Below are 24683 nucleotides of genomic sequence, written 5' to 3'. Positions count from 1 at the left end.
CGATGAGGGTTGCGAGCAAGTTGACGGATTGATTGACATCAATGATACAGCCTCATGCCCTGCGGCACCGGCACGAAGCCGACGGTCTGCATGATTCCTCGCACCGTGGGATTCGACAACACGTTCTCACCATTGACCGTAGAGAAGGTGACGGAACGATCAGTGGTGGAGTGAATGTGACGCGCCAATGCATCGAAGCCTGCACGCAGCGGCTCCCGATCATCGTCAAAGGTCAGTACCCGATGCCCTGTCTGGCTGGCATGAAGCACCACGCGCCCATGCATCATCACCACAACCGTGCCCATTCGCCGCATCGCTTTGATACCGACATTGCCAGCACCGGATTCAGCGTTCTCACTGGCACTCTCGCTCCTGTCAGCATCGCTCGCCTGCCGTATGGGTTGCGCTTCCTTGGCTGCAGGCCACGGCAATGCGACTCCATACAGATTTGCCGGATCGGTGGCATCGACAACGATTGCCTGCGAACTGGAATCATCTTCACCGCTGCGCACCTGTGAGAAGTCATGTCGGAATGTTCGCAAGGTGTTTACCGTTGCAGAGCTGGCAAACTGGGCTGCTCCGAATCCTGTGATGTACATTCCACGCACCACCTGGCCGTGCTCCTCCAAATGGCGCAATACCGGGTATAGGGCCGAGAAACCGCCTTCTACCCCTTCAGCATTCACCACGGCTGGCGAAATCACACCATAGCGGTCAAGCATCGTCTCGACCAGAGCAAGCGCATACGCCGCGATGTCGCCACTGCTGCTCGCATCGGAGCCGGAGCCACTGTCCGCACGAACCATCGCATCAGGTGCATGCCACAGGCCAGACAGTTCATCCAGTGTGTTGCTGGCATTGAGTGCCTGCGCACGGGCTTGCGCGACATATGCTCTGCCCTGTGACCGCAGCGACGAAGATGCTCGCATTCGCTGCATGCCATGATGCTGCGCGCTATGGTGCGTTGCGGCAAGATACGCTCTCAATGGGGCAAAGGTGCTGTTCGTGAGGCGACCCTGCCATACCAAATCCCATAATTCGCGCGACAGCACATCGCTGCCTGTACCTTCAGCAGCGAGTTGTCGGGAAAGAAATGCTCCACCTGATGCGATGCGTTCAAGAATGCCGGTACGCACCTGGAATGCCTGTGACTGAGCATCGTGGTCATCGCTTTCGCTCTGCCCTTCACGCGCATCACGCGCATCACGCGCATCATCTTGTGTGCGCGACTGCTGTGCAACTTGCAGATATCCACGCAACATATCAGATTGAGACAGGTAGAACGCCACTGCGGGCATGCCGGATTGCCCACCCTGACGAGACCCCAGCCATATCACCTGTCCTGTGGCGAGCAGAGCATCAAGCATGCTGGGAGTGTAGTCACGCACTCTGCACCTGAACACGTCAGATTCCCACAATGCGGCTGGCAGCGCCAACCCTTCAAGCTGCTCAATGACCCTCGCCAGCCCCTCCTCGCCTTGATAAGCACCATTCCCCGGCGATCCCACACCTTGGCGAGACAGCAGAAAAGCTTGGAACACCTCAGCTTTCACGGGGGCAATAGAGCTGCGTACACGTGTGAGCGACCGCGAGCGCAGTATGCGAAAGACCTCGGAGTGAAGCCACTGTCCATCGTCGGCTCGTTCGATATCTGCATTCGTGGGAGTGTTTGCCGTATCGGACGCTGTGGTATCGGAAACTGTGGTGCCGGAAGCTGACTGGCCTTGCACATTCAAGATGCCATCACGCAGTTGCAAGTCCTGAAGCAGCTCATGCGCCTGTGACGTGGTGAGGTCAAAGCGCTGCGCTATGGTCCTGGTTGAAAATGGGCCGTGCCGTCGCGCATATCGAAGCACAAGATCCTTAATCCCGGCATCATCTGGACTGTGTTCCAATGTCTGCGCGTCCTGAGCGGTGGCCCAACCTTCGCCATTATCCAGAGAGATGCGAGCGATGCGTTGCTGTTGCAGCAGCAGCTCCAGATCTGCCTGCAGCGCCTTGTCTCGCTCGTCATCCAATTGCTTGCGATTGAGTTGCTCGGAATCTGACTGCCGGTGATTTGACTGCCGTTGGCTGCTGCCGCTATCAGAGAAAGAAGGCTCGGGATTCCATCGCTGCAGTATTTCAGTGGTGCTGAGAGGCCCGAGCACTCTGAGCAAATCGGCTATCCCTTCAGCTCCCACGCCATGGCGTTCTGGCGCGGTACGCTGCAATTCAGACTCGAGCTCTTTGATGACCTCGGCGTTGAGCAACTGCGAGACATTGATGTCACCCAGCAATCCTTCAAGGACTGCCGGGTCCACGGAGAGTGTCGAGGCCGCGCGTTCGGCCTGCGGAGCGTCGGAAGCATACAGGAAGGCTCCGGTGTATGAGAAGAGCAGGGATGACGCGAAGGGTGATGGCGTTGCAGTCTGCACGTCAAGCAGTCGTACCTCCCCTGCCAGAATGCGCGTCATCAACGCCTTGAGTGCAGGCATGTCGTACACATCCTGCAGGCATTCACGGGTTGTTTCCAGTACCAGGGGAAAATTGCGCACACTGCGTGCCGCTCCGAGCAGCTGTGAGGCTCTCAGGCGCTGCTGCCATAAGGGGACGCGTGTTGCAGGGTTCTGTCTGGGCATGAACAGCGCTCTGGCGGCGCATTCACGGAAATGTGCAGCAAACAAGGCTGACTGACCGACTTCGTCTCGGATCATTGATTCAAGCTGATCGGTGTCGAATGCGAGGAGTTCACGCGCATTAGGCATGGCATCCGCCTTGGGAATGCGCAGCACGATACCATCGTCGGCTGCGTAGACTGCGCCATCGTATCCATAGCGTTCGCGCAAGCGTGCCGATATGCACATGGCCCACGGCTCGTGCACTCTGCGCCCATAGGGTGAATGCACGATAACGCGCCAATCCTCTTCCTCGTCGGGGCAGCGTTCCACGACAATGCAGAGATCGTCGGGAACGGTGCCTGTGCTGAGTCGCTGCTCGCGCAGCAACGCCGCAAGGTTGCTTCTGGCATATTCATCGAGGCCGTCGCGCTTCAGGCGCGTTTCCATCGCCGGGTTGAATTGGGCGCGTTCTTGAACGTATCGTTGCAACGCTGCGTGAGATTCGTCTGCCGTTGCATCGCTGCCGTTGTCGGTATCGTCGTCGCTGCCGTTGTCACCATCCGTGTCACTGTCATCATCAAGCAGACCTGCACTCGCCGTGCGCAGAAACGCGCCATACGACGTTCCATACTCGCTGTCTCTGCCGTTACCGTTGCCATGCCAGAATGGCAGCCGGGCGGATTGCCCCGGTGCGGGCACGACGATAACCCTGTCTCGCGTGATTTCTCGTATCTGCCATGTCGAGGTGCCGAGGGTAATCACATCGCCGACGCGCGACTCGTACACCATTTCCTCGTCCAGTTCACCCACACGTCGCGAACCACCCTGGGCGTCACTTTCTGGAAGCACGACGGTGAAACTTCCCCTGTCGGGTATGGTGCCACCGGAGGTGACGGCCAAGCGCTGCGCACCAGGTCTCGCCGTTATCGCACCATCCTTGCGATTCCAGACCAGTATCGGTCTGAATGCGGAAAACTTACTCGTCGAGTATGCACCAGAAAGCATTCCCAGCACCGCATCGAACATCGCTCTGCTCAGATGCGCGAAGGGAGCGCTGCGCCTTACTGTCTCATACCACGCATCAGCATTGAGATCGTCCATTGCTGCGGCGGCGACACAGTGTTGTGCGAGAATATCGAGCGGATTCTTCGGAACCGATATCGTCTCAATGCGACCGTCACGCATGCTTTCGATTGTGGCTGCGGTGCCGGCAATCTGCTCGCGCGTCAGCGGGAAGAACACCGCGTGCGAAACCCCTTTGACACGATGGTCGGCTCGCCCTACGCGCTGCAAGGCGCTGGACACAGAAAGAGGCGGCGCTATCTGCACGACCATATCAACCGATCCCATATCAATGCCGAGCTCAAGGCTTGATGTAGCTACCACACACCGCAGCCGTCCAGCTTTCAAGGATGCCTCAACATGCCTTCGACGTTCTTTGGATACCGAACCGTGATGTGCCATCGCAATATCATTGACATCGTCGCCAGCGTGAACCATTTCGCTTGTTGAACCGACTGTGGATCGAAGATGTTTGGCAGCGTTATTCACTGTATGGCTTGCGGCTCGGTCGGATTCGGCAAAGAGATCGTTCAGACGCGCGGTCAGTCGTTCCGCCAGTCCGCGTGAATTGACGAATACCAAGGTGGTGTGATGCTGGAGCACGATGTCGAGCACCTGTCGCTCAATGTGTGGCCAGATTGAACCACCAGCATGGTCATCATCGTCCACGCCCGTGGTCAGATCGCGCATGTCAGCCAGCGGCTCGACGACGCGAAGATCCATCCTTGGACTTTCGGGAACGGACACCACGCGCACAGCTCGGCCACCACCGAGAAAACGTGCAACCTCATCCAAGGGCCGCACTGTGGCGGACAATCCGATGCGCTGAATCGGTTGAAAGGCCAAAGCTTCGAGCCGTTCAAGGCTGAGCGCAAGATGCGCACCACGCTTGTTGCCCGCCAAGGCATGAATCTCATCAACGATCACCGTATCGACGCTCGAAAGAATAGTGCGCACTTTGGAGGTGAGCATCAGATACAACGACTCAGGGGTGGTGACCAGTATCTCGGGCGGATGTCGGGCAATCATGCGTCGCTGCTGTGGCGTGGAATCACCGCTGCGCACGCCGACACTGATATCAGACACGGACGATGCGCCCGTCTCATGCGAATCCTGCTCCTCCTGCCGTGCAAGCTGCGTAATGCCGAGCAAAGGCGAGGTCAGATTCCGCGCGATATCGGTGCCCAGAGCCTTGAGAGGAGATATGTACAGCACGCGAACGCCTGCATGGTCTTGATCTCCTGTCACCGGCCGATTCCCCTTTGCGCCTCGGCTGCTGGGCTGTTCAGTGCGATGATGACTGTCATGACTGCGCGCATGAAGCTGATTATGCTCTTTGTAGAGGCGGTCGATGGCATAGAGAAATGCTGACAAGGTCTTGCCGGAACCTGTTGGGGCACTGATGAGTACATGCTCGCCGCTTGCAATGATCGGCCACGATTCTCGTTGCACCTGCGTCGGCGCGCCCAGGCTGCGTTCGAACCACGAAGCTGTCACTGCTGAAAATAGAGAAAGCGTCGGGTCCATACCCCCATGCTCGCTCACCACCACGACCTCCGAACAGTATGGAAGCATGCAGCGAGCCATATGATGCGGGGGCATGACTGCTTGCAGCCGCTGTGGGCATCACAAGGCACATGTAACATCCTTGTTATTGTTTGCTTGGTAATATTCGGTATACGTGATGTATATCGTTGTATTATCGTAATAATTTCACTATATTAGTATTATTTATTCAGATTTGTCAATGCTAAGGACCCCAGTCATCATGACCAAGAAGCAACAATCGTATGCAGTGACCAACCCAGCAACAGGCGAAGTCGAACGACGGTATGCACTGGCGAGCGACGAGCAGATAGCCACGACTCTCGACCACGCGGATCACGCATATCGCACATGGGGAAAAACGAGCACGAAACACGAACGCGCACGTCTGCTGTCACAGGTGGCTGACATCTATGCGAGCAATACGGAAAGCCTTGCGAACATCATTACCCACGAGATGGGCAAAAGCCATGAGGAAGCCGTGGGAGAGGTGGGGTTCACCGCCGACATCTACCGCTATTATGCCGATCACGGTGTCGCATTGTTGGACGATGAACCGGTCGCCAGAGTTTCCGGCGGCACGGCGACCATGCGCAAATCACCAATCGGCGTGCTTCTTGGCATTCAACCTTGGAATTATCCGTATTATCAGGTTACCCGCTTCGCTGCCCCCAATCTCATGCTTGGCAACACCATCATTTTGAAACATGCAGAACTATGCCCGCAATCCGCCGCAGCGATGGAGCAGATTTTTTCACAGGCAGGATTCCCTGAAGGCGCATACACCAATGTGTATGCAAGTTTTGAACAGGTCCGTACCATCATCGCCGACCCCCGCGTGAGAGGCGTCTCACTCACCGGTTCCGAACGAGCAGGCAAAGACATAGCTCAGCAGGCGGGTAGTCATCTGAAAAAAGTCGTGTGCGAACTGGGTGGAAACGATCCATTCATTGTGCTCAGCACCGACAACATGGATGCCGCTGTCGAAGCTGGAGCCGCCGCACGATTTGAAAATTGCGGCCAAATCTGCAACGGGGCGAAACGCTTCATCATTGTGGACGCACTGTATGACGAATTCCTCAGCAAATTCAAGGCATTCGCATCCAAACTCAAGCTTGCGCCCCTGTGCTCCGTTCAGGCAGCGGAACGATTGAGCGGTCAGGTTCATGCCGCATTGGATGCGGGTGCAACGCTGGACATGGGTTCTGCGGATAACCATGGGGCTTTCTTCCCGGCATGCGTGCTAACCGACATTCCACAAGGTGCGGCGGCCCGACATGAAGAGTTCTTTGGTCCGGTCGCGCAATTCTATCGCGTGAGTTCAGAGGAGGAGGCCATAGCCCTGGCAAACGACACGCCATATGGTCTTGGCTCATACCTATTCACCACGGATGCCAAGCAGGCGGCTCGCGTTGCAGCGCAGATCGATGCCGGGATGGTTTACATCAACGAATCCGGAGCAGACTCGGCTGAAATGCCCTTCGGCGGTGTGAAGAATTCAGGATTCGGCCGCGAAATGGGAACTCCGGGCATTCGTGAATTCGTGAACTTGAAGCTTATCTCTACCCATCAGGAGTGACTTGTAAGGCACGGTTCGCCCAGTCAGGAAGCACGGCAGCGTTCGCATGCCAATCTTCACGCTCCGCTGGTCAATTGCGGACAAATCGTTCCATCGTGACAGCCAGCAGCACTGCCAAAAAGATACAGGCAAAACCGATGAGCGCAATGCCGCTTGGACGTTCCGCGAACCATATGACTGAAATCACCAAGGCAAAAACCGTGTCCGTGGAGAGCACGATGGACGCTTCCATCGCAGAGGTGCGAGCAAGGCCCAGGTTTTGCAACACCTGGGCTCCGACGGCTGCGCATACCAGGTACAGCACGGCAATCCATGTATGTTGCTGGGCGATATGCGTGGGGAATGGTTCTGTGAACAACGCTCCTATGAGAAACAGCACGCCTGAGACCAGAAAAATAACGAAGGTGAGCGCCATCGCATCAATGGTGGCACTGAGGCTGCCAAGCGCATAGAAATACACGGCGAACGCCACGGCACAGGCAATGGTCAAAGCATCGCCCAGAACTGACATTCCCGATCCGGCTGCGGCGGAGTCATGAGCAACACAGCCAACGCCAATCAGACACAGCACGGCAGCGACAATATGATGCAAGCCGGGTGCACGATGCCTCATGCCCCATTGAATCAGCGGGATTATCACACAATAGAGTGCGCTAAGAAACGCGCTACGTCCCGGACTGATAAGCGTGAGACCCTTCATCTGCGCCAGGAACGCGATGTAATATACGACGGCCACGCCAACTGCCATCATCATCGTGCGTCGATTGCACACGGCGTGCAGGCGATGGCGGCACACAAGACCAAGTATGAGCGCACCCAGCAGAGTGCGGATGGCGAGCAGCCATTGCGGTGAGATAACCTCCATCGCAGATTTGGAAACAGCATATGTACTTCCCCAGATCGCCGCCGCTCCCAGCAGCATCACGTGCGGAATCACCCCAGAGAAGCGGCCGAACACTGACGAATGATGCTGGGCGCACGAATACGCCTTGTCCGAGCCACGGTCTGCAGTCGTCTCAGACGTGGACAGCGGAGCTGTCTGCTTAGCTTGCATAAACCAAGCATGCACTGATTATGTTTCGATTATCGAAGCAATTTGAGATTTATGAAATATATATCGTTGCCAAAAACTCAGAGAACACCGAAATTATAATGTTCGGAGGCCAATTGCAGGTAAGTGAAAATCTCCGTGCGATTCACCCCAGAGAGCTTGCGAATGGTACTCACCAGGTCCAGCAGCTCGGCATCGGACACACAGAACACCTCAAGCAAGAGATCATATCTGCCAGCGGTCACGACGATGTAGTCGATGTTTGTGATGGCCTTGAGCTCGGCAACGACCGGCTCCAACGCGCCACTCAAGGTCACCCCGATCATGGCCTGACGATGATATCCCAGCTGCATGGGATTGGTGACCGCAACGATTTGAATCATGCCGCTGTCGGTAAGGCGCTGAACCCGGCTACGCACGGCAGCCTCGGAAAGCCCGACGAGTTTGCCTATGGCAACGAAGGATCGCCGCCCATCTTTTTGCAGTTCCTTGATAATTGTTTTATTGATATCGTCAAGCAAGGGTTTAGCGACTTCTCGGCTTGTGTCATTGGTTTTGGCTGTCATTCCTCCATTATCTCATCACCGAAGACCCATAACGCTGTGGACCTTATGTTACGAACAGATTGAGAGGTAATCGTTTCTTTACCTTGATGAAATCAGCAGCATTTGTAATAATCTCATGATTTACATAGCAAAATGAATATTTTGCAGTGTTATTCGTAGCGAAGTACACAATTAAATTAGTTTTTCGTTGCAATAGGTTGCTGACTCCATCTCGTCCATGATTGCGCATTCTTAGCTGTATGGCAGAAAATCTCCGCGAGGGACAGCAGCGAAGGAGGTAGTTTGCTGTGATATCAAAGCAAAGCGCTACAACTAGCCGACAATTCGAAACTCATCAAGAGATGGGCCTCACCATCAATATGGCGACGAAAGTGTTTACATCCGCCGAAGGAAGCGAAGTTCGCGCATTGGACCAGGCGAATCTCGAAATACGTCCTGGTGAATTCTTCGTCATGCTTAGCCCTTCCGGATGTGGGAAAACAACGCTCCTTCGAGCCATTGCCGGTTTGGAATCCCTCGATGCGGGAGAGATATATCTGGGGAACACGCGCATTGACGGCATGCCCCCGTATTCGCGGCCTGTAAACACCGTATTCCAAAGCTACGCCCTATTCCCACACCTCACGGTGGCGGAGAATGTCGCGTTCGGCCTTGAAATGGAAGGGAAGCCGCGCGCAGACATACGAAAACGCGTACAGGAAATGCTTGATCTTGTCCATCTGGGCGACCGGGGAGCACGCAAGCCCGACCAGCTTTCAGGAGGCCAGCAACAGCGCGTCGCTCTCGCCCGCGCCTTGGCAAAAAGTCCCAAGGTCCTGTTGCTGGACGAATCGCTCTCGGCCCTGGACTTCAAGCTGAGGCGTCAAATGCAGGTGGAATTGAAGCGCATACAGCGAGAGACGGGCATCACCTTCGTGTTCGTGACCCACGATCAGGAGGAGGCGCTTTCGATGGGAGATCATATAGCCGTGTTTTCAAAAGGCAAGCCCGAACAGGTTGGCACGCCCGAGGAGATATACGACAAGCCGGTCAACCGCTTTGTGGCCGATTTCATCGGAGACATCAATTTCATAACGGCACACAAGGCAGATGACAATGCCGTGACCGTTGCACACATCGACCTGCCTGTCGAGCAAGATCTGGGAAAGGTACCCACCGGTTCCCCGCTGACCCTTGCCGTGCGTCCAGAGAACATCACGCTGCACGATCCCAAGGAATCGGCCATACACGGCACGATCATCTCGCAAACCTTCATGGGAACCAATATGCGTTGCGAGGTTCAGCTGGACAATAACACAACTGTCTTGGTACGCGTGCCTGCACCATTCAATACCGACGTGTTGCATGAGCATGGGAAGGTGTCGCTCAGCATTCGCCCACAGCATCTCAGGGTGGTGGATCAATGAGCAGCAATATGGATTCTTCCAATGCCAGGCCAGCCACCGGCCTGCGCAGACTTTTTGGCACGGCGCAACGTCAATTGCCCGGTCTGCTCAATCACTGGTATGCGTGGCCTGCGGTACTAGTGGGCCTGGTGTTTACCCTTGGACCTATCGGCGTCATCATTGCCTTCTCCTTCATGAGCCGACCGGAATCCGGCGGTGGGGTCGTTTTCTCATTCTCAACCGACGCATATGAGTCGCTGCTGTTCAATCACAACTTCACCGACACCGTTTCCTTCGACTTGCGATACGTGTCGGTGCTGGGCACGTCGCTATGGCAAGCATTGCTCACGACTGTCGTATGCATCGCGCTGTCCTTCCCGATCGCCCTGTGGATGTCGCTGAAAAAGCCACGCGTTCAGCAATTGCTTGTGCTGGCCGTGACCATACCGTTCTGGACCAACGAGCTGGTTCGAACCTATGCGTGGATGCTCATTCTCAATGAGAATGGTCCGATTAACGGACTTCTCAGATTCCTCGGATTCGGTAGCCAGCAACTGCTGTACACGCAATCCGCATCGGTTATCGGCCTGATATATACCTTCCTGCCTTTCGCAATCCTTCCGATGTACTCCACGTTGTCCGGTTTCGATTTTCGTCTTGTTGAAGCGGCATATGATCTTGGAGCGCGCAAGCTCACCGTCATGCGACGCATCATTCTACGTGCGGCCAGACCGGGCGTCATGTCAGGCATTGCACTGTGCTTTATTCCAGCGTTCGGCGCATATTTACAGCCGGTGCTGCTGGGAGGCGGCAGAGTGCTGATGGTTGGCAATCTCATCGCCTCTGAATTTTCAGAGGCTCGCAACTGGCCGCTCGGGGCTTCATTGTCAACAACCATTCTGGTCATCACGCTCATAGGCATGGCTGTCGCCACCTATATGGGCGGACGCGCCTCACGAAATGCGGGGATCACATTATGAAGATCATGAAGGACAGTACCAAAACGAGTGAGCGCAACGATGCTGAATTCGCTGATCTTGTCGCACAAACCCAGGCCGACCGAATTGCCAGCGGTGAGGAGCCCAACTCCATTGCCAGCCCCGAATGGCTGGCTCACAAGCAGCCCAACAGACCGTTCAGCACAACGCGCTCAGGCAATAGGCAAGACCCACTCAAACGCTTCCCCTTCGTGGCGCTTATGAGCATATTGTCGCTGGCATTCCTGTATGTGCCAATGCTGTTCATCATCATATTCTCGTTCAACCGGGGACAGCAGGCCCTGCTCTGGCACGGTTTTTCATTCGAATGGTATGGCAGGGTCTTTTCCGACAACAACATTCTTGGCGCAACATTGACATCACTTGAGGTGGCATGCATCGCAACGCTCTGTTCGAGCGTGATTGGCGTACTGTTTGTGCTCGCCGTTGATCACATGTCATTGGCAGGCTCAACGTTGGCGACATCGCTGATTAACGTCTCACTGATTATCCCGGAGGTCGTTCTGGGTGTTTCCACCATGTCACTGATTCGTTTGATTGGTCTGACACCGGGCTTCCTGCCACTGGTGCTTGCTCACACCACATTCTGCATACCCTTCGTCGTGATGCCGATTCGTTCACGCCTGTCAACCCTTGACCACACATGCTTTGAAGCCGCAGAGGATTTGGGCGCCTCGACATTGCAGACCGTCCGCCGCATCACGCTCCCGATGCTCACCCCGGCAATCGTCTCAGGCGCCTTGATGGCCTTTGTCGTCTCCATGGACGATTTCATGATTTCCAATTTTCTTACATCGGCGGGAACCACAACCTTGCCCATCTATATCTTCTCGTTGATACGCAAAGGTGTGAATCCCAGCGTCAACGTGGTCGCCACGCTGCTCCTGCTGCTCGCAGTCATCGTTACGATAACGTCCACGCTGCTCACCCGTTCACAGAACCGCAAATGAAGTTGTTATGGGATATGAGGCACACATCATGAAAGCTCAACATTGGCAACACCACTCCCCTCGCCTGCTGAAAAACGCTGCACGCATCGCAGCATCGCTGATATCGTCGGCCATGGCGATTTCCCTGGCAGCATGCAGCGGAGGTGTCAGCGACAGCGTCATGCCCTCAGGTGGCGCAGGTGACACGGCAATCACATGGTCGCAGGCCGCACGCGGCGGCGAATTGCATATTTACACCTGGGCCGACTATGTGACTCCCGATGTGCAGAAAGCCTATGAGAAGGCCACAGGAACCAAGCTCACCATCGACACATATGACAGCAATGAGGCTCTTGAAGCCAAGTTGCAATCCAGCGGCGGCGCAGGATATGACATTGTCATGCCAAGCGATTACATGGTCAAGCAATTGATTGCCGACGGCCTGCTGCAAAAGATAGACATTGCCAGCCTACCCAACGCCTCGATGATAAAAACGGAGCTAACACACCAGTATTATGACCCACATCAGGAATATTCGATTCCCTATATCGTCGGCTACACAGGATTCGTATACGATTCAACCGTGCTTAGCAGTGCGCAAGCGCCAACGACATGGAAGCAGTTCTTCAATCCGCCGGCAGCGGCAGGAAAGGTGCAGCTGTTGAACGATCAAGTGGAGATAGCCAATGCGGCATTACGCGCTGTCGGCGCGAAGCAGTGCTCAACCAGAAAGACCGACTATCAAAAGGCCGACACCCTGCTTTCATCGTTCAAAGGCAAGGTTGGTGTCATGAGTTCGGACGGTGTTGCAGACCGCCTCGCATCAGGAGAGGAGAAGCTTGGCATGGCTTGGAGTTTTGACGCATACCAGGCCATACAGAGCAATCCTCATCTACGGTTCGTATATCCCAAAGACGGCACGAGCATGTATGTCGACACAGCCACCATTGTGCGCGGATCCAAGCATGTGGGCCAGGCATTGACCTTCCTGAATTACATGCTTGACGCAAAGAACAAGCAGGCCGTTGAAGAGACCGGCGGCTCGGGAAGCGTGCTGAAGGGTGGCGATGACCTACTGCCTGAAGCGATGCGCAAGGTGAATGCGGTGGTGCCAAACGATGCCGAAGCGAAAACTCTCACCCTGGAGCAACAGTGTTCAAATACCGTCAACGATTATTACACCGAACTCTATGAGGACTTCGCGCAGCATTAGAACATACGGCTATCAACGCCCTATAATTTAAAAAAATATGACATTTTATTACGAATTTCGTGGTTTATATGCGAAATATCTTGGAAATATATAACTGATTAGCTTATATTGCTTATAGAACCGCAGGCCGGGTTTCGAATAGCAAGTTTTCAACCATAGCAATCGTGCTTACGCAGGCCGGTAGCAGTGAGGAATACGTCATGTCAACAGTCATTGACAGAACTACCGTTATCAATCCAACAAGGATTAAGGAACTCACGGCCAAGGAGAGCGAGCTGCTCAACAGCAAGCTCGTCAAGTCGCGGGAAATGTATGAAAAGGCGCGGGTTCACCTGTGCAATGGTGTCGCGTCATCGTACCAGCTTCGTGACCCCTGGCCAATTTACGTTGACCACGGAAAGGGCTCCAGAATCTACGACGTTGATGGCAACGAATATTACGATTTCCACAACGGCTTCGGTGCCATGATTCAAGGCCACGGCAACCCCATAATCGGCAAGGCCATCGACGAGCGCTTCCCGAAAGGAACGCATTTCGCCGTCCCCGATGAGGATGATTACATTCTTGCCGGTGAACTTTCGAAGCGTTTCAACCTACCAAAATGGCGTTACACCAACTCTGGTTCCGAAGCGACCATGGATGCGATCCGCATCGCGCGAGCGTATACGCATCGTGACTATTTCATGAAGATTTTTGGCTCCTATCACGGCCATCACGATGCCGTCATGATTTCCATCAGTGAGGACTATGACAAGATTGGCGATCCGAACCATCTCAAGTCACTCCCCTATGGCGCCGGTATTCCCAAGGCGACCATCCCTCTCACCGTGCCCGTGCCGTTCAATAACGCGGAGGCGTTTGAACATCGCATCGTTGAAATGGAGAAGGAGGGGAACCCTCCAGCATGTTTGATCATGGAACCCTGCCTGATGAACATGGGTATCGTCCCGCCTGAACCAGGCTATCTTGAAGCGGTTCGAGCCATCACCAAAAAGCATGGCATCGTGCTGATCTTCGATGAGGTGAAGACCGGTTTGACGATTGGGCCAGGCGGAGCAACCCAATTGTTCGGCGTGACTCCTGACATGGTTACCGTTTCGAAAGCTCTTGGCGGCGGTCTCCCGATGGGAGTCATCGGAGGAACCGAAGAGGTTATGAGCGTCGTTGAGGATGGCGAGGTGTACCAGGTCGGCACATACAGCGGCAATCCTCTGTGCGTTGCCGCCGCGCGCGCCAATCTTGAGCAAGTGCTGACTCCAGAAGCCTACGCACATTTCGACGATCTGAACAGCAGGCTCATGGAAGGCTGCACCGACGTTGTCAAACGCTTTGGCTTCCCAGGATACGCCGTCGGCTTCGGCGCAAAAGGCTGCATCACCTTCTCCCCCAAGAAAGTCGTGGATTACGTCACCTTCCGTGAAGGTCAGCGCAGTGAACTCAACGAACTCTGCTGGCTGTATGCCATGAACCGGGGCGTGTTCATGACACCAGGCCGCGAAGAGGAGTGGACGCTTTCGGTGGCTCATGATTATGCAGCCGTTGACGCGTACATTTCGGCATTCGATGAAATGGCCCACGATCTCACGAAGGACTGATCCCCCAAATACGTGTGCCGTGGGTGCGCGTCGTGAACTCCTTTCCACGGCGCACACCCACGGCACAATTTTATATTTTCAGAAGTATCTACTTCATTGCCCTATAACCCACATTTCACGGACATTGTAGCGAATTGATGGATGAGAACGAAGGTGCTGGCGAAAGGTCCCTGTTTGAGAGACTGCTGTCTTCGGGTCTTGTATGAATGATGGTGAAATGTGTGTGCAAGAGTATCTCAATATCACGGAATTCGTGTTAAAAATGCGTATTTGCTGCGTTATCAGCGTGAATTCTCTCAGAATACTAAATAATTAATGGGAATGTTACGTAGTTGCAATCCTGGGGAGTTTCCTTGACAGTAAGCTCGATTCTGGCAAATGAGATACAGATGCCACCACTGCAGCAGTGACGGGAAGCAGTGGCATCGGGGGATATTGGTGGTAGAACGATGACGATTATGGCTCCTTGGGATCTCGCTCTTGAACATGCAGACAGTGATGGCATCGGTCAAGGTGACGCAGGCAGGATGCATGCAGTTGATGAGAAAACCATGACAATGGTGCGGGCGGTGCTGGAATACGCACAACAGCGCATGTCGTATGATTCACCGCCACTCGATCATCCGATGCGGCCGTCTGACTTGCAGCGTCTGGCACCAAACACGATAACGGGACATGGCATGGGAGGAATCAGGGCATTACACCTTTTCGAAGATGTCATTGCTCCAGCGTGCCTATCCAGTGACCATCCCATGTACTTATCTTTCATCCCCAGTGCGCCCACCGAGGCATCAAAGGCATTCGACCTCGTCGTATCGGCATCAGCGCTTTATGGCGGTTCATGGTTGGAGGGTTCGGGGGCTGTCCATCTGGAAAATCAGGTCCTTGCATTCCTCGCGCATGAGTTCGGCCTGCCACAACAGGCGGGCGGAGTGTTCGTGCAGGGCGGCACAATCGGCAATCTTTCGGCTCTGGTGGCTGCCCGCGAGACTGCGAGAAGGCAGCGGAGGGATTCAGGACAGGCAATGCCTGAACGATGGTCCATCGTGTGCGGGGAAGAATCCCATTCCTCGATTCGATCGGCGGCCAGAGTTATGGATGCCGATGTGATAGTTGTTCCCTCCGATGACAGCGGACGACTCCAAGGGGAGCGCGTCAGGCAGACGCTCGCCGAACTTTCTCCGGAAAAACGTGACGGTATTGCAGCGATAGTCGCCTGCGCAGGCACCACCAATTTCGGTCTCATTGATGATCTTGAAGGTTGTGCGCAGGTGGCCCATGAGGAAGGGGTATGGTTCCATGTCGACGGAGCCTACGGGCTTGCAGGTTGTCTGGTACCGGAATTACGCAGCCACTATAAGGGCGTTGAGAGCGCAGACTCGGTGATAGTTGATCCGCACAAATGGCTTTTCGCACCATATGATGCTTGCGCCCTGATTTATCGCGATCCTGAGCAGGGCCGACTGGCGCATCAACAGCACGCATCATATCTTGAAACTCTTGATACTGACCAGGCGTGGAATCCATCCGATTATGCGATCAATCTGACCAGAAGACCAAGGGGACTGCCGTTATGGTTCTCGCTTGCAGCCTACGGTGCTGATGAATACCGGCACGCGATAGCAACAGCCGTGCGGCTGGCACAACGGATATCAGAAGAGATACGGCTCAGACCACAGCTTGAACTTTTGCGCAAACCTGAGCTCTCAGTTGTCGTATTTCGGCATGAAGGCTGGAAGATCAAGGATTATGAGCTTTGGTCTCAGAGCCTGTTGGATAGGCAGATCGCCTTCGTGCAACCCAGTTTCTTTCAAGGTGAGCCGGTTGTCAGATTTGCCATCATCAATCCGCGAACAACCTTCGATCAGCTGGTTATGGTTCTTGACACCATGGATAAGGGATTCGATGGGGCAGGGAGCGCATCATGACACGACAACGTCTCATGCCTTCAGAGACCGCCCCGCATGAACGGACATGGATGGCTTTCCCCTGTGATGGCTACGTGCTTTCAGGAAGTGCGGAACGTCGCAATGAGGGACTGCGTATGTGGTCCACGGTCGCCAACGCTATCAGTAAGTATGAAAGTCTTTCCATGATTGTTGACCCGTCAATGATGCGCGTGGCACGGGATTGCCTTGAAAGCTCCATCGACTTGCACTCCCATGCTCTCAATGACTGCTGGATGCGTGACATCGGGCCGAGTTTCGTAGCGGTTAGCGACGATGCGGGCGCTGTGACGCTTGATGCCGTTGACTGGACATTCAACGGCTGGGGCGCACAGCATTGGGCTCGGTGGAATCATGACGCACAGATTGGCCGACATGTGGCGCAACTCGCGGACAGTACGGTCACCAGCAGCCCAATCGTTCTCGAAGGTGGAGGCTTTCACGTTGACGGGAGAGGCACGGCCATCATGACACAAACCGTTGCCCTCGACCCGGAGAGGAACCCTGAAGCGACCCGAGAGGATATTGAGAGGGCCTTCCATGAATTGCTGGGTGTCACGACGATAATCTGGCTGCCGGAAGGTCTGACAGGCGACTATGGTGAATTCGGCACCAGAGGACACGTTGATATCTTGGCGTGCATGCCAGATGCCGAAACGGTTCTGGTGCATGAGCAACGCAACCCCCATCATCCCGACTACCGAGTTTCGCAGCAGACCATGAAGATACTCTCCCACGCGAGGAACTCCCAAGGTAAGCAACTCAACGTCATTGCCCTACCCGCACCAAGCAACGGTTTCAATCCTGACGGCAGCCCCAACGATTACAGCTACATCAATCATTACGTTGCCAACGGTGCCGTTTTTGCCTGCGTGTTCGATGACCCCAATGATGCACAGGCAGTCGAGATACTCGCTTCGGCGTATCCAGGACGTACCATCGTGCCCATTCAGGCCCGTCCGTTGTTTGAACGCGGCGGAGGCATCCACTGCATAACCCAACAACAGCCAGCAGTGTAGGCCATACACATCGACACAACAATCATGAAAGGGGTTTCCCAGTGAAAGTGATTATTGCAGAAGAACTCCCATCCCTATGCCCAAGGGCAGACCGACCAGCACCGCGGATAATCACCGTAGGACTTGTGCAGACCCGGTGGCATGCAGATGCCAGTGAGCATAAAACCGCACTGAGCACGGGGATTGCCGAAGCGGCCCACGCTGGAGCTGCAATCGTCTTCCTCCAAGAACTCACCATGATGCGCTATCTTGCAGATGAACGTCCTAACCCATCGAAGCGCTCGGATGTCGCGGAAGATCTCACCTCTGGACCGAGCATTGAATTCTTCAGGCAACAGGCTCGGGAATCCGGCGTATTCGTCTGCGCTTCCATCTTTGAGAAAACCAGTGATGATAATGATCGTGGCTATAACACGGCGGTTATGGTGACCCCTTCTGGGGAGCTTGTGCAGCGGACGCGAAAAATGCATATTCCCGTCACCTCAGGTTATTACGAAGATGAATATTTTGCGCATGGCCCAGCTTCCGCTGAAGCCTATCCGGTGGTTTCACCTGATGCTCCGGGTAAGCCACGACTGGGATTACCAACATGTTGGGACGAGTGGTTTCCTGAGGTTGCCAGAATATACGGTCTTCAAGGTGCCGAATTACTCGCCTATCCAACGGCCATCGGTTCGGAGCCAGACTATCCACAGTTCGATACGCAACCCCTCTGGCAGCAGGTGATTACAGCAAACGGCATTGCCAACGGATTGTTCATGATTGTTCCCAACCGTTACGGTTGTGAGGGAAAGATCACCTTCTATGGATCATCATTCATATCTGACCCCTTTGGGCGCGTGCTGGCTCAGGCTCCTCGCGATGATGACGCGGTTCTTGTTGCCCGTCTTGATTTGGAGCAACGCCAGGATTGGCTCACGCTGTTTCCCTTCTATGCGACGAGACGTCCTGACTCATACCAAGCGCTGCTGACTACCGGCTCCACTGCAAATCGAAGCACGGAGTAAATATCTCGGCGTGGCATGGTTGGCTTTTCGCGAGCACACATATTGCTGCACGCGTGCGACATGAGTTTGCTCGAAAGCAGCCAGTCAATGGTGCGAGTGTCCAAAAGTAGCCACGAAACTCCGAAAACAAGGTGCCCAATGGCCAGAAATGCACACTCCCTAATGCGTATGGATACTGCATATATGCTCATTGCGTGAGCTTGCCGATTATCTCAGCCTTGGATTATGCGTTCCCCAAGTTAGGGGGATTGTCAGGCACTGCTAGGTAACCGAGAAACCGTCAGATGCCTTTTATCAGAGCACGTTTCTTTCCCTATACTGTGGGGCATCCTGATGCTTGCGAGGATGATCCTATGAAAAAGGAACAAGCAACGATGAGGTATACAGATGAGGTATGCGATAACCGGTGTTGACGGGCAGTGGCATGGAAAGCCAGCTACTCGGACCCGGATGAACTCACGAAGGCATTGAAAGGGGCGAATGTCGGGTTCATGGTCTCGGCGATGGCGGTGGGTGAGGTTCGTCAGCAGCAGCATCGTAATGCTGTCGATGCATTCACAACGCTGGAGTTGAACGCATCGTCTATTCGTCGGGTTTTTGGGCCAACATAGGGAGCCTGTTACGCAGCCGGAGGGCACCCAAGCAAATACCGATTGCCGGAGGGCATAGACCGGTCACTGTTTCTGGGCCAATCCGTGTTGCAGAAAAGTCACGACATCTCTCGTGGCTTCTTCGATGTCGATTGGGGTCTGGTCATCATCACTCATCAGGACCGCTGGCAAGGCGTGGCTGATGATCGCCGCGGCGGTATATCGCACGATGCGCAGCGCCGGCCAATCGACCAACTGACCGGTCTCCTGGAAATACGAGAAGGTCTGTGAAAGCTTTTTCTCTGCTCCCTGTGCTGCCTGTGCAATCCTGGACAGCATGGCATCGGCCTCATTCTGGTTGTTGAAGACCCCGGCGAACAGGATGCGCACCAGATGGTATCAGATATCACGATTCTCCAGACGGGTAGGCAAAGCTCCTGCCAATGCCACCACCGACGACGCGATTCGTGTCATGAGAAACAGAAACCTCAGAAACGCCGTGAAATCCTTCTACGAATACGCAGTAGAACGTGGATACGCCCAAACCAATCCGACAACATGCATACCGAAGATCGCCATGAGTCCATTTACTGGCATCATCTGCCAGAAGACATGGTCGCACTCGGTGTCAACACGAATCGACAGGACACGAGAACGGTGGTCGGGTTCGAGCAACAACAGCGCGAACCAGAGTTCTGACCCACACTGCGAACACTCTCGATCCCGTCCGACCGCAGGTCTGGCGAGATCATCCTTGCCCGGGACAGGAGACCCTGCACCGATACTCACACTTGACGATACTATCGCATTGCGGTAGTATCTGTGCATGAGAGCACGCTCGAACGAGCTGTGGACGTTCTGGATGGGAGGAGCGTACCCGCGAGGATACCCCTCCGGCTTCGAACGACGGCTGATGCGCCGACTACAGATGCTCAACGCGGCTCATGAACTCAGGGATCTGACCATCCCGCCGGGCAACCGGCTCGAAGCATTGCGCGGGGACCTGCTGGGGCACTGGAGCATCAGGGTCAACCAGCAATACCGGCTCGTCTTCCAATGGGACGACACCAACAAGGAGGCCTATGATGCCTACTTCGACGACTACCACTGAGCGCCCACCCATCCTCAGTACACCAGGGGAAATTCTCAAGGAGGAATTCCTCGACCCACTGGGCATTACCGTCTACAGACTCGCCAAGGCGATGGGCGTCGGTGAGACAGGCGTCAGTGAGATCATCAACGGAAGACGACGGATCAGCACCGCAATGGCATACCGACTCGCCTACGCTCTGGGCACCACCGCCATGTTCTGGATGAACCTGCAAACCGACTACGATGCCAAAAGCTTCGACCCCTCGGAACTACAGAACACCGTCAAGCCCCTCATCAACGCGCCAGCATCCCAATGACCATGTTCCCCATCACTGGGCGCCAGGCGAAACATGACATCGAAATTCCGGGCTACGGCGAACTCGCGCAGGACGGCGCGGCACCGGCATCAACTGGAACGAATCCCTCACCTCGCCATCCCCCTAGCACTCATTGTGAACTTCCCAAAGTATAGAAGCCCCAAAAGGGGCAAAATCCGGGTTAAAACGGCCTGATTTCCATCGATTGAGGGGTTTTATACTTTGGGAAGTTCACAATGAACGCTTAAACAGCGCAATGTGGAGCGGGCGACGGGAATCGAACCCGCCTCTGAAGCTTGGGAAGCTTCCATTCTACCGATGAACTACGCCCGCATGTTGTGTATGTGACATACGATGCTACAGTCTAGCATCTGAGATTCGACTTTGTGACAAGCTGATGTCCAAGGCGAATGGCTCGCATACGTCAGGTTCAACCTGAAACGAGTCTGAACTCGAACCCATAAATAAGAGCAACCTGAGCCAAGCAATGTCAGATGCCTGCTACGGCAGTGTTCTAGAAGGTACTCTGATCAGCGCGTTGGGAGTAATGCGGTGCGATGCTCTCCGGCGACTGGGAGCCGGTCATTTCACTGCTCATCTGCATCAAACGCGCAATACGCTCGCTCGTTGGCGGATGCGTTGAAAAGAGTCGGCTCAGCCCTTTGGACGAAAAGGGATTGGCAATCATCATGGAAGAAACATTTTGCGTTCCGGCCGTCTTGGGCATCGGATGCTGCTGCACGCCATTTTCAATCTTGTTCAGCGCCGATGCCAAGGCTGCGGGATCACCAGTCAAACGGCTTCCATCTTCGTCGGCATCAAATTCGCGGGTTCGCGAAATGGAGAGCTGAATGAGCGTGGCTCCGATGGGGGCAAGAATCGTGCTGAGCAATACGCCGATCAGTCCAAAGCCGCCGGAATCACGCGAATCGCGGTCTCGGTTTCCCCCTCCCAGATACATCATCGAATAGCCAAGATAGGTGATGATCGTTGCCAAGGCAGACGCAATCGCTGAAGTCAGGATATCGCGATTGTAGACGTGCATGAGCTCATGGCCGAGCACACCCCGAATTTCGCGAACATTGAGCATCTGCAGAATTCCCTGAGTACAGCACACCGCTGCGTGACGTTCATTGCGACCCGTGGCGAAAGCATTGGGAGACATGGTTGGAGCGATGTATATGCGTGGCATGGGTTTGCCCGCCCTTGCCGAAAGTTCACGAACAATCTGATACAGCTCAGGTGCTTCCTGTTCACTGACTTGGCGAGCGCGCATGGACGCGACCGCAATCTTGTCCGAGAACCAGTATGAAGCGAAGGTCGTTACCAGACCGATGACGATATAGATTCCCAAAGTTCCTTCGGAACCACCGGTGAACCACCAGATAAGCATGATTATCGCCCACATCAGGGCGAACAGCAGGGCTGTTTTCAATCCGTTGAAATGCCCATGCACCTTAAACTTGCCGTTCATGCGCTAAATCCTAACCTTGCATACTGTATTTTCGCTGAACGTAATCTGAAAAAGAGTCTTTCTGATGTTCATTGCGTCGTTATTGAGAGCAAGGAGGGTGTCGGTCGACATACGACGGCCTTCACCCTCTTGTGCGCGGTTTAATGCCTGATTGAGATTGATATTCAGCATTGAACCAGTTACCCGATTCGCTCAGCGATTGAACCAGTGAATCAGTTACCTTGGAGCAAGCCGAATGGGTCGGTCAATCCACCGTTGCTATCACCATTGTCGTTATCAGAATTACCATCGCTGGAGCCGTTACCCGAACCTGACTTCGAATCGGACTTTGACTTGCCGGTGACTGCCGACTCCTCTTGGTCCAGCGTGACGGTCACATTCTGCGTGCTGCCATTGCGCACCACGGTTATCGTTGCCTTCGCACCGTAGGCAGTGGCTCGCACGAAGCCCAGAACCGAGTAGTTGCTGTTTACTGCGTTGCCATCGTATCCAACGATCACGTCACCGGTCTTCAGACCAGCCTTGTCCGCAGGGCTGCCGGATGTAACCGAAACGACCTTGGCACCTCCGCGGGTGACCCCATCGGATTCAACCGTTGCGCTTTGGATGCTGATGCCCAAGGCAACATGCTTCACCGAGCCATCCTTGATGATCTCTTGCGAGATGCGCTTGACAAGATTGGAAGGAATTGCGAAACCGATGCCAATCGATCCTGCCGTTGAACTGGATGTAGCGGTTGAGGCAATCGACGAATTGATGCCAACGACCTGACCGGCTGCATTGAATGTTGGGCCACCCGAGTTGCCTGGGTTGATGGCTGCATCGATCTGGATGGCGTTCGTTACAATCGTGGTGCTCGTGTCGTCCAGAACGGAGACTGGCCTGTTCAAGGCGGAAACGATGCCTGTGGTTGCCGTGTTGTCGTAACCCAGAGGGTTGCCGATTGCCATGATGTTTTCACCTACCGCGACCGAGTCAGAATCCGCGAAAGTGACAGCTTTCAGGTCGCTCGGCGGATTCTCAAGCTTGATGACCGCCAAATCCGTCGTGGAATCCGTTCCTACGGTTTTAGCGGAATATATCTGACCGTTGGAGAGCGTGACCTGAATCTTTGTCGCACCGGTGATGACGTGATTGTTGGTCACGATATCGCCATCGGTGTCGATGATTGCTCCGGAACCCATGTCAACGCCGTTCGAAACGGTGGTCTCAATGGATACGACCGACGAGGAAACCTGCTTTTCCACTGCTTGCCAGTCGGGGGCTTCGCCGCTTTTGGCAGTTGCGCTGCCTGATCCCGAGGTCGATGAATCAAGGCTGGAAATTGAGGCAGACGTTGGCAAGGTCACGAAACCGTTGCTGATCGCCGCCCATCCCAAACCGAGCATCAATGCCGCGCTCACCAGTGCAGCGATGATCGCCACCATGATGGTACTGAGCGGCTTGTTACGACTTCCCGCCTTGGCACTGCGGCGATTGGGACCTGTCGGGCCATTCTGCGGATTGAACTGCGGCCCGAACGGATACTGCGGCCCCTGAGGCCCTTGAGGACCTTGCGGGCCCTGAGGATACTGTGGGCCGGGTGTCTGCGACTGCTGCTGTCCTTGCGCATAATCAGAACCCAGCGGTGAGCCATATGGGGAATGTTGTGGTTGCTGCTGATTGGACTGGTTCGGCTGATTGGACTGTTGCGAATCTTGCGTCGTCTCAGGACCTCCGTATGGATACGGGTTGAATTGACCCTGGTATGACGCACCATATGCTGGTTGGCCCGGCTGGCCTTGCTGACCAGACTCATGCTGCTGATTGTATCCAGGAGCGAAAGCTCCATATTCCGGGGCAGGACGATACCCCTGCTGACGCGCATAGTCAGGCTGCGTCGCCGTCGGCTGGTCGGAAGTCGCAGGAAGTGCCTCAGTTGGGCGGTCTGAGCCATTCGGCTCTTCATCCGCAACCGAACTCAGATTCCGTGTTTGACCCAATTCGTCGTTATCGTTACGGGCATCGTCGTTCTGCGCATCGTCGTTGCGAACATTGCCGTTCTGCGCATCGTCGTTCTGAACGCCCTCACTGTGGGCATGGCTCACGAATGGATTGTCATCGCCAGCAGTGGAAGATCCATATGAATCAGCATCCAACCAATGGTTGTCTCCACTGGGAATGCGGGTGGTTGGGTAATCGTTGGACGATGCAGTATCGATCTGCTGCGTCTCCTGCGCACTCGCATCATGGTCGATGCCAACGGCTTTCGTCAGCGGCTCAGTGAAGGACTCCGTCTGCACATCGGGAGAAGAGCTGTGATCGTGATTGTCTCCATTGCCGTCGGCTGCGGTGCCGTTGCCCACTGGATCAGTGTTGTGTGATTCGTTCATGGTGTCATTGCTTACATTGTCAGTGCTGTCGTCATTGTTGATAGCGTCATTGTTCATAGTGTCATGCGAATCAATGTGGCTTGGCTGCCACGACTGATCGTCGCCATCACCCTCCCAGGGGTGAATCTTGTGTTCATCTTCAGCCATTGCTGCTCCTTACGTTTCGCACGGCAAACCAAAAAGGCTTTCCGGCAGGCGGAGTCATGAAGGCAACTTCAAAACTCTCGCATGTGTTGCTATCTAAGAGTTAAGATAGCTTGTCTGAAAGTTATCTGAATGTTCTTTGGAAGATGTTAGCGAATTTTCCCCTAAAATATAGAAAATTACTGAAATTCCCTTGAAA

Annotated in this window: 18 protein-coding genes and 1 tRNA gene; 12 read left to right on the top strand and 7 right to left on the bottom strand. The window is 54.7% G+C overall.

Translation table 11 applies throughout. The features are described 5' to 3' along the window. Window positions 1-38: 38 nt before the first annotated feature. Window positions 39-5189: an ATP-dependent helicase gene (locus tag QN215_RS01690; RefSeq protein ID WP_404978511.1), complete on the bottom strand. Its 5151-nt coding sequence runs from the start codon at window positions 5187-5189 to the stop codon at window positions 39-41. 241 nt (window positions 5190-5430) lie between these two features. Here QN215_RS01690 and QN215_RS01685 point away from each other — a divergent pair, with 241 nt between their 5' ends. Further along, window positions 5431-6786 (top strand): NAD-dependent succinate-semialdehyde dehydrogenase, encoded by a 1356-nt coding sequence (locus tag QN215_RS01685; RefSeq protein WP_369344416.1) that lies wholly within the window; start codon window positions 5431-5433, stop codon window positions 6784-6786. Between the two features lie 70 nt (window positions 6787-6856). Here QN215_RS01685 and QN215_RS01680 read toward each other — a convergent pair whose 3' ends face one another. Both QN215_RS01680 and QN215_RS01675 read right to left on the bottom strand, forming a co-directional pair. Continuing rightward, window positions 6857-7840: a DMT family transporter gene (locus tag QN215_RS01680; RefSeq protein ID WP_369344415.1), complete on the bottom strand. Its 984-nt coding sequence runs from the start codon at window positions 7838-7840 to the stop codon at window positions 6857-6859. A gap of 77 nt (window positions 7841-7917) precedes the next feature. Continuing rightward, window positions 7918-8403 (bottom strand): Lrp/AsnC family transcriptional regulator, encoded by a 486-nt coding sequence (locus QN215_RS01675; protein WP_369344414.1) that lies wholly within the window; start codon window positions 8401-8403, stop codon window positions 7918-7920. 359 nt (window positions 8404-8762) lie between these two features. On the opposite strand from QN215_RS01675, the gene QN215_RS01670 reads away from it, so the two are divergent. From QN215_RS01670 to QN215_RS01635, 8 genes are all read left to right on the top strand, one after another. Then, window positions 8763-9809 carry an ABC transporter ATP-binding protein gene (locus tag QN215_RS01670; RefSeq protein WP_369344413.1) on the top strand — a complete coding sequence of 349 codons (1047 nt, stop codon included), beginning with the start codon at window positions 8763-8765 and terminating at the stop codon, window positions 9807-9809. Further along, window positions 9806-10768 (top strand): ABC transporter permease, encoded by a 963-nt coding sequence (locus QN215_RS01665; protein WP_369344412.1) that lies wholly within the window; start codon window positions 9806-9808, stop codon window positions 10766-10768. Before QN215_RS01670 ends, QN215_RS01665 begins: the two co-directional genes overlap by 4 nt. Before the next feature lie 5 nt (window positions 10769-10773). Next, window positions 10774-11736 (top strand): ABC transporter permease, encoded by a 963-nt coding sequence (locus QN215_RS01660; RefSeq protein ID WP_369344411.1) that lies wholly within the window; start codon window positions 10774-10776, stop codon window positions 11734-11736. Between the two features lie 28 nt (window positions 11737-11764). Beyond that, entirely contained in the window at window positions 11765-12928 is a 1164-nt protein-coding gene (locus QN215_RS01655) for a PotD/PotF family extracellular solute-binding protein (RefSeq protein WP_369344409.1), read from the top strand. A 200-nt stretch (window positions 12929-13128) separates the two neighbouring features. Then, entirely contained in the window at window positions 13129-14523 is a 1395-nt protein-coding gene (locus QN215_RS01650; RefSeq protein WP_369344408.1) for an aspartate aminotransferase family protein, read from the top strand. Window positions 14524-14981: 458 nt separating this feature from the next. Beyond that, on the top strand, window positions 14982-16451 hold the full coding sequence (locus tag QN215_RS01645) for an aspartate aminotransferase family protein (protein ID WP_369344407.1): 1470 nt from the start codon (window positions 14982-14984) through the stop codon (window positions 16449-16451). Further along, window positions 16448-17488 (top strand): agmatine/peptidylarginine deiminase, encoded by a 1041-nt coding sequence (locus tag QN215_RS01640; protein ID WP_369344406.1) that lies wholly within the window; start codon window positions 16448-16450, stop codon window positions 17486-17488. Before QN215_RS01645 ends, QN215_RS01640 begins: the two co-directional genes overlap by 4 nt. A 41-nt stretch (window positions 17489-17529) precedes the next feature. After that, window positions 17530-18495, top strand: coding sequence for a nitrilase-related carbon-nitrogen hydrolase (locus QN215_RS01635; protein ID WP_369344405.1), 966 nt, complete (start codon window positions 17530-17532; stop codon window positions 18493-18495). A gap of 674 nt (window positions 18496-19169) precedes the next feature. Here QN215_RS01635 and QN215_RS01630 read toward each other — a convergent pair. Beyond that, window positions 19170-19424: a hypothetical protein gene (locus tag QN215_RS01630; RefSeq protein WP_369344404.1), complete on the bottom strand. Its 255-nt coding sequence runs from the start codon at window positions 19422-19424 to the stop codon at window positions 19170-19172. Between QN215_RS01630 and QN215_RS01625 the strand changes: the two genes are divergently transcribed. The 3 genes from QN215_RS01625 to QN215_RS01615 are packed head-to-tail and all read left to right on the top strand — an operon-like array spanning window position 19423 to window position 20494. Then, a complete protein-coding gene (locus QN215_RS01625) occupies window positions 19423-19902 on the top strand; it encodes a hypothetical protein (protein WP_369344403.1) in 480 nt (159 codons plus the stop codon). The genes QN215_RS01630 and QN215_RS01625 overlap by 2 nt on opposite strands. Window positions 19903-19911: 9 nt before the next feature. After that, a complete protein-coding gene (locus QN215_RS01620) occupies window positions 19912-20196 on the top strand; it encodes a type II toxin-antitoxin system RelE/ParE family toxin (protein ID WP_369344402.1) in 285 nt (94 codons plus the stop codon). Continuing rightward, window positions 20168-20494: a HigA family addiction module antitoxin gene (locus QN215_RS01615; protein WP_369344401.1), complete on the top strand. Its 327-nt coding sequence runs from the start codon at window positions 20168-20170 to the stop codon at window positions 20492-20494. The genes QN215_RS01620 and QN215_RS01615 overlap by 29 nt, the downstream gene beginning before the upstream one ends. A 259-nt stretch (window positions 20495-20753) precedes the next feature. Here QN215_RS01615 and QN215_RS01610 read toward each other — a convergent pair. From QN215_RS01610 to QN215_RS01600, 3 genes are all read right to left on the bottom strand, one after another. After that, a tRNA-Gly gene (locus QN215_RS01610) sits at window positions 20754-20827 on the bottom strand. 181 nt (window positions 20828-21008) lie between these two features. Next, a complete protein-coding gene (gene htpX / locus QN215_RS01605) occupies window positions 21009-21968 on the bottom strand; it encodes a zinc metalloprotease HtpX (protein ID WP_369344400.1) in 960 nt (319 codons plus the stop codon). Between the two features lie 212 nt (window positions 21969-22180). Beyond that, window positions 22181-24487 (bottom strand): S1C family serine protease, encoded by a 2307-nt coding sequence (locus QN215_RS01600; RefSeq protein ID WP_369344399.1) that lies wholly within the window; start codon window positions 24485-24487, stop codon window positions 22181-22183. Window positions 24488-24683: the final 196 nt, after the last annotated feature.

The sequence above is a fragment of the Bifidobacterium sp. WK041_4_12 genome, from assembly GCF_041080795.1.
Classification (GTDB): Bacteria; Actinomycetota; Actinomycetes; order Actinomycetales; family Bifidobacteriaceae; genus Bombiscardovia; species Bombiscardovia aquikefiricola.
The sequence above is the reverse complement of the archived record's forward strand: the minus strand, read 5'-3'. Positions and strand labels throughout refer to the sequence as shown.